General features: G+C 70.1%; 5 protein-coding genes and 2 tRNA genes. 2 read left to right on the top strand and 5 right to left on the bottom strand.

The window, feature by feature from the left end; all coding sequences use genetic code 11:
- Positions 1–181: 181 nt before the first annotated feature.
- From D5S19_RS01175 to D5S19_RS01160, 4 genes are all read right to left on the bottom strand, one after another.
- The gene (locus D5S19_RS01175; protein WP_233573646.1) at positions 182–964 is read right to left on the bottom strand and encodes an SAM-dependent methyltransferase; all 783 of its coding nucleotides are present in this window, start codon (positions 962–964) and stop codon (positions 182–184) included.
- A gap of 152 nt (positions 965–1,116) precedes the next feature.
- Positions 1,117–2,019, bottom strand: coding sequence for a sialidase family protein (locus D5S19_RS01170; RefSeq protein WP_233573645.1), 903 nt, complete (start codon positions 2,017–2,019; stop codon positions 1,117–1,119).
- A 1,442-nt stretch (positions 2,020–3,461) separates the two neighbouring features.
- Positions 3,462–3,623, bottom strand: a complete 162-nt coding sequence (locus D5S19_RS31860; protein ID WP_158605454.1) for a hypothetical protein — start codon at positions 3,621–3,623, stop codon at positions 3,462–3,464.
- Positions 3,624–4,219: 596 nt separating this feature from the next.
- Entirely contained in the window at positions 4,220–5,755 is a 1,536-nt protein-coding gene (locus tag D5S19_RS01160) for a PP2C family protein-serine/threonine phosphatase (RefSeq protein WP_120021458.1), read from the bottom strand.
- A 155-nt stretch (positions 5,756–5,910) separates the two neighbouring features.
- On the opposite strand from D5S19_RS01160, the gene D5S19_RS01155 reads away from it, so the two are divergent.
- Positions 5,911–10,653 carry a HAMP domain-containing protein gene (locus D5S19_RS01155; RefSeq protein WP_120021468.1) on the top strand — a complete coding sequence of 1,581 codons (4,743 nt, stop codon included), beginning with the start codon at positions 5,911–5,913 and terminating at the stop codon, positions 10,651–10,653.
- Here the strand turns inward: D5S19_RS01155 and D5S19_RS01150 are convergent.
- Positions 10,605–10,678: transfer RNA gene (locus D5S19_RS01150), tRNA-Gly, on the bottom strand. The two genes, D5S19_RS01155 and D5S19_RS01150, sit on opposite strands and share 49 nt — an antisense overlap.
- Positions 10,679–10,763: 85 nt before the next feature.
- Between D5S19_RS01150 and D5S19_RS01145 the strand changes: the two genes are divergently transcribed.
- Positions 10,764–10,837, top strand: a tRNA-Pro gene (locus tag D5S19_RS01145).
- Positions 10,838–10,859 lie beyond the last annotated feature (22 nt).

Here is a 10,859-nt window from a genome sequence, read left to right as displayed (position 1 = left end):
CAGTACTCGGCGTGCCGAACGTCCGCGGCGCCACGCTGTTCCGCGCGACCTGTACCGCCTGAGCCTGCCTGTCCAGCTGTGAAGGGTCCCTTCACGGACCTCCACACCGACTTTGCCGACACCCTGGACTCTCGGGCTGTGAAGGGTCCCTTCACAGCCTTTGGTTCAGTCCGGGCGGCGGTCAGCGTTTGGCGGCTACTCCGCCGAGGCTCAGGAGATGCTGGTGGCTCACCGGAAGCAGCCGCGGACCGCACGGCCACCACTCGTGCAGCGGGACGACGCCGGGTTCGATCAGTTCAAGCCCGGTGAACAGGGAGACGATCCCGGCCCGGTCCCGGCGGGTACTGCCCAGCCCGGCCTCGCCTAGCACCCGGTCCAGATCGCGGGCCAGCGCCACGCAAGCTTTGTCCGGAGGCAGGCGATCATGCGTGATCAGCACGAACGACCCGGGCGCCAGCTGGTCGACGTAGCTGCGCACGACGTACTGCGCGTGCTCCAGGCACGGCACGTGGTGCAGTACGTCGCACAGCAGCAGCGCCACCGGCCGTTCGAAGTCGAGGTGCCGGTAGACGATCGGATCCCCCAGCGTGGCACCGGGATCGGTGAGATCCGGCCCGGTCACATGCACGCATTCGTTCTCCTCCAGCACGGCTCGCCCGTGCACCTGCACGACCGGGTCGTGGTCCACGTAGACCACCTGCGCGCCGGGGAGCAGTCGTTGCGCGACCTGGTGCGTGTTGTCCGTGGTCGGCATCCCGCACCCGAGATCCAGGAACTGGTCCACGCCCTCGCTGCGGATCAGGTGCCGCAGCACGCGCAGCTGCCACCGACGCCGTTCCTGGGCCACTTCGCGGGCGTACGGGGCGACGGTCAGCAGCCGTTGCAGCAGCGCGCGGTCACAGCCGTAGTGGTCGTGGCCGCCGAGCAGCGCATCGGCGAACCGGGCGAGACTGGGCCGGTCCATGTCCCACAACGTCGCGGGACCGGACCTCAGGTTCGCCCGGATCATCCTGAAACTGCCCCCTACCCAAGGCCGCTCCGTGCCACCGTCAGCAACGGACAGTGTTCAGGTTACGACAGTGCGTTCCTGGGTGAGACCCCAGTCCCCCATGCGGCTCAACCGAGGGCCAACGGGTGCCAGGTACGCCCACCGTCAGTGGTGCGGTACAGCCGGGCACCCGATTCGGCGTCCGGCAGGCCTTCCACGAGTACGCCGATCCGGTTGTCCGGGAAGGCCAGGTCAGCCACCCCGTACCCGTGCTCGCTCAGCACTGTGGTGCTCCAGGTGCGGCCGCCGTCGGTGGTGTGGTGAAGGAATTCCGCGGCACCGCCTTCGGCCGCGACCGTCGCCGATTCCGCGGTGGCCGCGCCGAAGGACAGGGTGATCCCGGTGTTCGGCGCCGCCGCGGTCCCGCTGAAGATCCCGCCGAACCGCCGTGCACGCCACAGCTCACGCATCATGTGCCCCGGCTGCGGTACCGCCGGTCCGCTGTTGCACAAGGCGGTCACCTGCCCGTCCTGCACCCCGCCCAGACTCGCGTTCTCTCCCGCGGGGCATGGCGAAGGCGCAGTGGCGAACGCGACGCCGTCGTGGGAAGTCCAGTACCGCTCGGCGCGGTGATCCGCGTCGAGGACGATCTGCAGCCCGCCGCGCACCGACAGATCGCCCCCAGTGTTCTCGCCTTCGATGCGGAGCCCCGGCGCCGGGGTCAGCACCGGCGCACCAGCCGCCCCCGCGTACACGTTCGCCGCCCCACCGTCGCCGGTGACGAGCGCGAAACTCCGTCCCGCGAACTCGACGACCTTCGCCACGTACCGCTTCGCCGCCGCCCCCGCGAGCCCCACCGCGTACCAATGCTTGCCCTGGTCTCGAGTCGCCCGGATCTCCGTTCCGTCGGTGACGTACAGATGCTGATCATCCGCCGCGACAATGCGTACGCGATTGTGGTTGTCCGGATACGGCACCGGCGGCGCCTGCAGAAACCGCCAGTGCGTACCGCCGTCGTCGGTCGCCTTCAACTGCGGGCACCATCCTCCACCGCACCGCGCGTATCCGAGCACGAAGCCACGCTCCGGACCAACCCACCCCGTCGACGACGGCGCGAACCCCTCCGCAGCCGAAACACCCGGCGGAGCAACGGAAATCGCCGCAACCACGGCCAGGACCGCAGCAGCACACCGAAAGGCTCTCTTCATGCCGCGGGGACGTTCCGGCCGCCCCCAGGTTGCCCCGGCACGGACAGGAGAAGACAACCGGCGGACCGAAGATCACCCGACCGGCCCAGCCTTATCACGCACGACGCACTCGGTGAGTTCCGCGTGTTCGGCGAGTTCGGGTGGCGAGTCGACCTTCGCCCGCTTCGGCCCCGCGCCTTTGCCCGCGACACGTGGCTGCAATGCCCGCGTAGCTGCGAATTCCCTTGACTGCCAGGCCTCACACGGCGAAACGGACCCTCGACAAACAGCCCCTTACGAGGAACCAACTCCCGACCCACGCACGGCGAGGTGGCCGTCACCTCGGAACCACTGCGTGGTGAGCGAACCCCACCCACCGCGCCCATCGTGACGATCGGACCTCGCCTCCGACGCACACAGCCAGGCCAAGACACGTCCCCGGCCTCATCGTCGTGCCCTGTGCCGTCATCTCCGTCGACGTTGTCGACCTATATCGGGTAGAAAATTGCCGTACATGTACGGCAATTTTGCGGAGAGAATGGCGATGGCGCGGATCCGCATCGGGGATCGCTGCCCGTGGTGCCGCCGGGGTGAGGTGTACCGAGCAAGCGGCCGCTTCGGCGTGTTCCTCGGATGCTCGGCCTGGCTGCCGGACGGCTCCGGGTGCAATGCCGCCTGGCGGTCCAACGGCTCCCGCCTGCCACCTCACGCGCGACGGCGATCACGCTCGTCCCAAGGCTTCCCGTCCCGCGGCATCCGGTCCCGCGGCATCCGGTCCCGCGGCTTCCCGTCCCGCGGCTTCCCGTCCCGCAGCTTCCCGGGTCGCGACTTCCGGCCACCCACAGTGCCGGGGCGCAACGTCGCATCCCCAGGCGTCCCGGCTCGCACCTTCCGGGTTCGTCGTCGACCGCCCGGGTGCTCCTGGCGCGGACTCCTGATCTTGACCAGCCTGGGCTGCGGAGGTTTCCTGCTCCTGATGCTCATCGCGCTGCTCAGCAGGCTGTGGTGAAGCTCCACACCGCAGGCAGCGTCAGAACTTCGCCGGGCACCGTCACCGGCTCAGCGAGACACCATCGTGCGACGACGGCCGGCTTCCCGACCGGCACCGGACATCACGCCCTCCGACGACCACCCGGCACCCCTGAAACCCCGGCTGCCGCGCCTGAAACCCCGGGCACCACCGCGCGTGCAACGGTCCGTGACGCACCGTCCGGCGAGCACCGGGCCGCACCACCCCCGGCGAGCACCGAACCGTCCTCGGCACCCGCCCGCAACCACGCCGCCCCTCACCGCTCCCCGCGCGGCTCCGCCACCGGGACCGGCCCCGGCTCCTCGCCTGGCTTGTCCCGCGGCTGCTCCGGCTCGACGGATTCCGGCGGCGTCTTTCCATCCCCGCGCTCGAACTGTTCCCGGCATTGGCGGCCATACCGCCGTGCGTTCGCGGTCATCTGGTCCCCTCCCAGCACCCACAAGGGTGCCGCGCCGCGGCGCACGACGCCAGCCCGTTGTCCGTCGTCAGCCGACCGGGTGGTCCACCGTGCCGGAAACGACCCCATCGACCACGCAGGACACCATCGTCCGGCACAACGGCAACATCGCAGCAACAACCCTGCGACAGCAGCGCCGCGACGCCATCGGCACGGCAACAACAACGGTGACAACGACAAAAGGGACAACGACAAAAGCACCGGCAGCCCCCACCACCCAGGGCCCCGGCAAAGTCGGTGTGGAGGGCCCTGCGCAGCTGCGGAGGGCTGTGAAGGGCCCCTTCACGGACTCTGAGTCCGTCAGGGGCACCCTCACGGACCCGAAACCGGTCGGGCAGCCACGGCTCTCTCTGCTGATCACGGGTCCGCGACCAACTTTGCCGGGACCCTGCCCCCACCACCATCCGCCCGGCCGAACCACCTTCCGGACGCCCCGGAGGTACCCGCTCACCCACCGGATCAATCACCGCGTCTTCACCGCATCAAAAAGCGCGTCAATCACTGCGTCATTCGGGGCCATCAATCACCGCATCAAGCAGTGCGCCAAGCACAACGCGTCATTCAGCGCGCGGAGCCGCCTCGATCGCCAGTACGGCGATGTCGTCGTGGCCGGAATTGCCGAGCCATTCCCGCACCGCCTCGCGCAGCCGGGCCACCACCTCATGCGCGGGCAGCCCCACGCAGGATTCGAGCACCGTGAACAGCCGTTCGTCACCGAAGAGCTCGGTCGACTCGGTGCGGTTGCGGGCTTCGGTGACGCCGTCGGTGTAGAGCAGGCAGATGTCGCCCTCGTCCAGGTGCGTGGTCGCTTCGGCGAACCTCGCCTGCGCCGAGATGCCGACGAGCGTGCCGGGCACGCTGACCTCCTCGACCCCGCCCCCGCGGCGCAGGACGAGCGGCGCCGGGTGCCCGCCGGAGGCGAGCGTGACGTCGAGCCCGGACTCCACGGCGGCGACCGAGCCGAGCACCAACGTGGCGAACCGGTTGCTGCCGCCGGCGATGAGCAGCTCGTTCAGCAGCCGCAGCAGGGTACGGCCGTCGCGCTCGACGAGATGCAGTGCGGCCAGGGAATGCCGGACCCGGCCGGTGAGCGCGGCCGCTTCGGCGCCCTTGCCGCAAATGTCGCCGACCACCACGAACGCGCTTCCGTCCTCGCGACGCAGCACGTCGTAGAAGTCGCCGCCGACGCCCAGCACCCCAGCCGCGGGCTCGTACCACAGGTCGAAGTTCGCGCCCTCCACCTGAGCCGGCGGGGACGGGCGTAGCGTGGATTCGAGCCCACGGGTCGCTTCCTCCTGCAACGCGAACCGGTGCGCATTGGCGAGCGCGGTGCCCGCCGCCTCCGCGAAGCCCTCGATCGCCCGCGGCTGCGCCGAGCCGAACACCGGCTCACTCCGGCGGCCGATCAGTATCGCGCCGGGCACGTCGTGGCCGCCGAACGAGGTGACCGACACCTCGCTGTGCGCCTGGAACTGCTCCGCGACCACCGACGGCAGCGCGTCGATCTCGCTGCCGGGTACCGCTCGGACCTCGGGACGCGACGTCGCCGCGAAGGCACCGGCCAGTACCGGCGCGGCCTGCGCGGGCACCCGCCGGATCCGGCCGTGCCCGGGTGGGCCGGCTCCGCTGCTCCACCACTCCCAGCGGCCCCGGGTCGTGGGCAGCAGCACGAACACCCAGTCCCCGAGCGCGGGCGCGGCCAGCTCGGCGATCAGCCGCGCGGTGCCGTGCCTGCCCCGAGCCGCGGCGAGTTTCGGTCCGGCCTCGGCGAGGAAATCCTCCGGACGGCGGCGGCCACCGCCCTCGTGCAGCGTCCATGCCTGCCAGCCACCGGGCAGCGCGCCGATCCGGGCCGGGCGCAGCACGCCCCCGGTACCAACCTTTCCCGTGGTCTCGGTCACGTTCACGAACTCCGGGGCGGCCCCCGCGGCCAGTCGTTCGCCGGCCGTGTTCGCCCAGCGCAAGGCCCCCGCCGGGTCCCGCACGAACACCGGGTCACGGACGGCGTCCAGCGCCGCACGCCAGAATCCGGCGTGCTCGGGCAGTTCGGCGCCGGGTGGCAGGGCCGACGCCGGAGCGGGCCGTGACACCATGCACGAACCTCCTGCCTCCGGGTCGACCTCGCGGTCCTCGTCCTTCAAGGTTGGCACAGCGTGCGCGGGCGGACTGGGTCGAAGTGTAGGGCGAACCGTGGCACGCTGGGTCGACGACCATGGCTGGCACACGCGTGGTGGGAAGGTCGGCAGACATGACAAGCAGTTCGCGGCGGACGCCAGAGCAGGCCGGCGGCGCCGGGGCGGACGGGGTCCCGCCGGGCGAGGAAGCCGCACTGGAACGGCTGCTGGCCGCGGTGCACGACCTCGCGGACGGCAATTTCCGGCGCCGCTTCGTCGCGCACGGCGACGGCCTCACCGCCCGGCTCGCGTCCGCGTTCAACGACATCGCCGAGCGCAACCAGCGGCTGGTCACCGAGCTGATGCGGGTGCGCGGCGCGGTGGGCCGGGAGGGCCGGCTCACCGAACGGGTGCGCGCCGAGATCGGCCCCGGCGGCTGGGCCACCGCGGTGGAGACGATCAACGGCCTGGTGGAGGACGTCAGCCGGCCGGTGGTGGAGCTGGACCGGGTGCTCGGCGCGGTGGCCGAGGGCGATCTGTCCCAGCCGATGGCGCTGCAGCTGGACGGCCGTCCGCTGCGCGGGCAGTACGCGGAGCTGGCGAAGACGGTGAACGGCCTGCTCGCGCAGCTGTCCCGGTTCGCCGCGGAGGTCATCCGGCTCTCCCGCGAGATCGCCGGCGAGGGCAGGCTGGGTGGGAAGGCCGAGGTGCCCGGCGTCACCGGCACCTGGCGCGACCTGACCGATTCGGTCAACTTCCTCGCCGACAACCTCACCGAGCAGGTCCGCAACATCGCCCAGGTGACCACGGCGGTGGCCCGCGGTGACCTCACACAGAAGATCAACGTGGACGCCCGGGGCGAGATCCTGGAGCTGAAGAACACCATCAACACGATGGTCGACCAGCTGTCCTCGTTCGCCGACGAGGTCACCCGGGTCTCCCGCGAGGTCGGCAGCGAAGGACGCCTGGGCGGCCAGGCCCGCGTCCCCGGCGTCGCCGGGACCTGGCGCGACCTCACCGATTCGGTGAACCTGATGGCGGACAACCTCACCGACCAGGTGCGCAACATCGCCCAGGTGGCCACCGCGGTGGCCGCGGGTGATCTGACGAAGAAGATCGACGTGGACGCGCGCGGGGAGATCCTGCAACTGAAGACCACGTTGAACACGATGGTCGACCAGCTGTCGGCCTTCGCCGACGAAGTCACCCGCGTCGCCCGCGAAGTCGGCAACGAAGGACGGCTCGGCGGCCAGGCCGAAGTGTCCGGCGCGGCCGGAACCTGGCGCGGGCTCACCGATTCCGTGAACCAGATGGCGGACAACCTCACCGGCCAGGTGCGCAACATCGCCCAGGTGACCACCGCGGTCGCGAAGGGCGATCTGACCCAGAAGATCACCGTCGACGCCCGCGGCGAAATCCTCGAACTCAAGACCACCATGAACACGATGGTCGACCAGCTGTCGGCCTTCGCCGACGAAGTCACCCGCGTCGCCCGCGAAGTCGGCACAGAGGGTCAGCTGGGCGGGCAGGCGACCGTCCCGGGCGTCGCCGGGACCTGGCGCGACCTCACCGGCTCCGTGAACTTCATGGCGAACAACCTCACCGCGCAGGTCCGCAACATCGCGCAGGTGGCTACCGCGGTCGCGCGCGGCGACCTGACGAAGAAGATCGCCGTCGACGCCCGCGGCGAAATCCTCGAACTCAAGACGACGCTGAACACGATGGTCGACCAGCTCTCCGCCTTCGCCGACGAAGTCACCCGCGTCGCCCGCGAAGTCGGCACGGAGGGGAAGCTGGGCGGCCAGGCCACCGTGCCCGGCGTGGCGGGGACCTGGAAGGACCTCACCGACAACGTCAACCTGATGGGCAGCAACCTCACTGGTCAGGTGCGCAACATCGCCCAGGTCACCTCTGCGGTCGCGAAGGGCGATCTGACCCAGAAGATCACCGTCGACGCCCGCGGCGAAATCCTCGAACTCAAGAACACCCTCAACATCATGGTCGACCAGCTGTCGGCCTTCGCCGACGAAGTCACCCGGGTCTCCCGCGAGGTCGGCACCGAAGGCCGTCTCGGCGGCCAGGCCCGCGTCCCCGGCGTCGCCGGGACCTGGAAAGACCTCACGGACAACGTCAATGTCATGGCCGACAACCTCACGGTGCAGGTGCGCAGCATCGCCACGATGGCGAGCGCGGTGGCCAACGGCGACCTGTCGAAGAAGATCTCCATCGACGCGCAGGGCGAGGTCGCCGCGCTCGCGGAGACGCTGAACGGGATGGTCGAAACGCTGCGCGCGTTCGCCGACGAGGTCACCCGGGTGTCCCGCGAGGTCGGCACCGAGGGCATCCTCGGCGGCCAGGCCCGCGTCCCCGGCGTCGCCGGGACCTGGAAGGACCTGACCGAGAACGTCAACTTCATGGCGCACAACCTGACCAGCCAGGTGCGCAACATCTCGCAGGTCACCACGGCGGTCGCGCGCGGCGACCTGTCCCGCAAGATCGACGTGGACGCCCGCGGCGAGGTCCTGGAGCTCAAGACCACCATGAACACGATGGTCGACCAGCTCTCCGCGTTCGCCGCGGAGGTCACCCGGGTGGCCCGCGAGGTGGGCACCGAGGGGAAGCTGGGCGGACAGGCCGAGGTCGAGGGCGTGTCCGGCACCTGGAAGCGGCTCACCGAGAGCGTGAACCAGCTGGCCGGCAACCTGACCACCCAGGTGCGGGCGATCGGCGTGGTCGCCACCGCGGTCACCGCGGGCGATCTGACCCGGCACATCACCGTGGACGCGTCCGGCGAGCTGGCCGAGCTCAAGGACAACATCAACCAGATGATCGCGAATCTCAAGGAGACCACCTCGGCCAACCGCGAACAGGACTGGCTCAAGACCAACCTGGCCCGGTTGTCCGGCCGGATGCAGGGGCACCGCGATCTGTCCTCGGTGGCCACGCTGATCCTGTCCGAGCTGGCCCCGCTGGTGAGCGCGCAGCAGGGCGCGTTCTTCATCGCGCACGAGGACGAGGGGGGCGAGGGCGGCCCGTCGCTGGACTGCATCGGCACCTACGGGCTCGCGCAGGCCCGGACCGGTCTGCGCTTCCGGCTCGGCGAATCGCTGATCGGGCAGGCCGCGGTGGACCGTCGCACGATCCTGGTCACCGAGGCCCCGCCGGACTACACGCTGGTCTCCTCCGGGATCGGCTCGGCGCCGCCGGTGCACGTGATCGTGCTGCCCGTGCTGTTCCAGGGCGAGGTGCTCGGCGTGCTGGAACTGGCTTCGGTGAACGGGTTCTCCCCCGTGCACCTGGATCTGCTGGAGCAGCTGCGGCACACGATCGGCGTGAACGTGAACACGATCCTGTCGAACTCGCGCACCGAGGCGCTGCTGACCGAATCGCAGCGCCTGGCCCAGGAGCTACGGGCGCGTTCGGAGCAGCTGCAGGCCCAGCAGGGCGAGCTGCGCCGGTCGAACACCGAGCTGGCGGAGAAGGCCGCGCTGCTGGCACAGCAGAACCGCGACATCGAGGTCAAGAACATCGAGATCGAGCAGGCGCGACAGGAGCTGGAGGAGCGCGCCGGGCAGCTCACCGTGGCCTCGCAGTACAAGACCGAGTTCATGGCGAACATGTCGCACGAGCTGCGCACGCCGCTCAACAGCGCGCTGATCCTGGCGAAGCTGCTGTCGGAGAACCCGGAGGGCAATCTCACCGAGAAGCAGATCCAGTTCGCCCGGACGATCTACGCCGCGGGCAGCGATCTGCAGCAGCTGATCAACGACATCCTGGACCTGGCGAAGGTCGAGGCGGGCCGGCTGGATCTGCAGATGTCCGATGTGACCCTGCAGGAGCTGGTCAACTACGTGGAATCGCTGTGCCGCCCGCTGACCGCGGACAAGGGCCTGGAGTTCGCGGTGCGGATCGACCCGCCGGTGCCCGGCAGCGTGCACACCGACGAGCACCGGCTGCAGCAGGTGCTGCGCAATCTGCTGTCCAACGCCGCGAAGTTCACCGACGAGGGCGGCGTGCGGCTGCACATCCGCACCGCCGAACCGGAGGAGGTCGAGCAGGAGACGCTGAAGGCGGCCGCGGGCATCATCGCGTTCGCCGTGGAGGACACCGGGATCGGCATTCCGGAGGAAAAACTGGCGATCATCTTCGACGCGTTCCGCCAGGCCGACGGCACGACCAGCCGCAAGTACGGCGGCACCGGCCTCGGCCTGTCGATCAGCCAGGAGCTGACCGAGCTGCTCGGCGGCGAGCTGCGGGTGCAGAGCACGCCCGGGCGTGGCAGCACGTTCACGCTGTTCCTGCCGGTCGGCGCGGCGAACCTGATCGCACCCACCGTGCCGGTGCGCCCCACCCCGAAGCTGCCGGTCCTGCCGAGCACGATCACCGTCTCCGAACCCGACAGCGCGCCCAAGCGTTTCGACGGCGAGAAGGTCCTGATCGTGGACGACGATCTGCGCAACGTCTTCGCCCTCGCCGCGGTACTGGAACAGGCCGGCCTGGAGGTCATCTACGCCGACACCGGGGTGGCCGGGATCCGTGCGCTGGAGCGGCACGAGGACACCGCGCTGGTGCTGATGGACGTGATGATGCCGGAGCTGGACGGCAACGCGACCATCGCCGCCATCCGCGCCGAAGCCGCGCACGAGGATCTGCCGGTGATCGCCGTGACCGCGAAGGCCACCGAGGAGGACCGGGAACGCACCCTCGCCTCGGGCGCGGACGACTACCTGACCAAACCGGTCGACACCGACCGGCTGCTGGACGTGATCGCGGCCCGCCTGGAGGCGGACGCCGCATCGAGCGCCCGGCCCGGCGACCCGGGCCGGAATGGAGCGGGTGACGGGAATCGAACCCGCGTAGCTAGTTTGGAAGACTAGGGCTCTACCATTGAGCTACACCCGCAGCGCCCTCGGTGACCCGGGAGCGGACCCAGCTTAGCGTGCGCGCTAGGCTGACCGGCACACCCCCCGGGGAACGCCGCGGGGACCGGGATGTGGCGCAGCTTGGTAGCGCATCCGCTTTGGGAGCGGAGGGTCGCAGGTTCAAATCCTGTCATCCCGACTTTGGTAGAGGTTTTGACCAG

Source organism: Amycolatopsis panacis, from assembly GCF_003600245.1.
Classification (GTDB): Bacteria; Actinomycetota; Actinomycetes; order Mycobacteriales; family Pseudonocardiaceae; genus Amycolatopsis; species Amycolatopsis sulphurea.
This window is presented reverse-complemented; position numbering and strand designations above follow the sequence as displayed.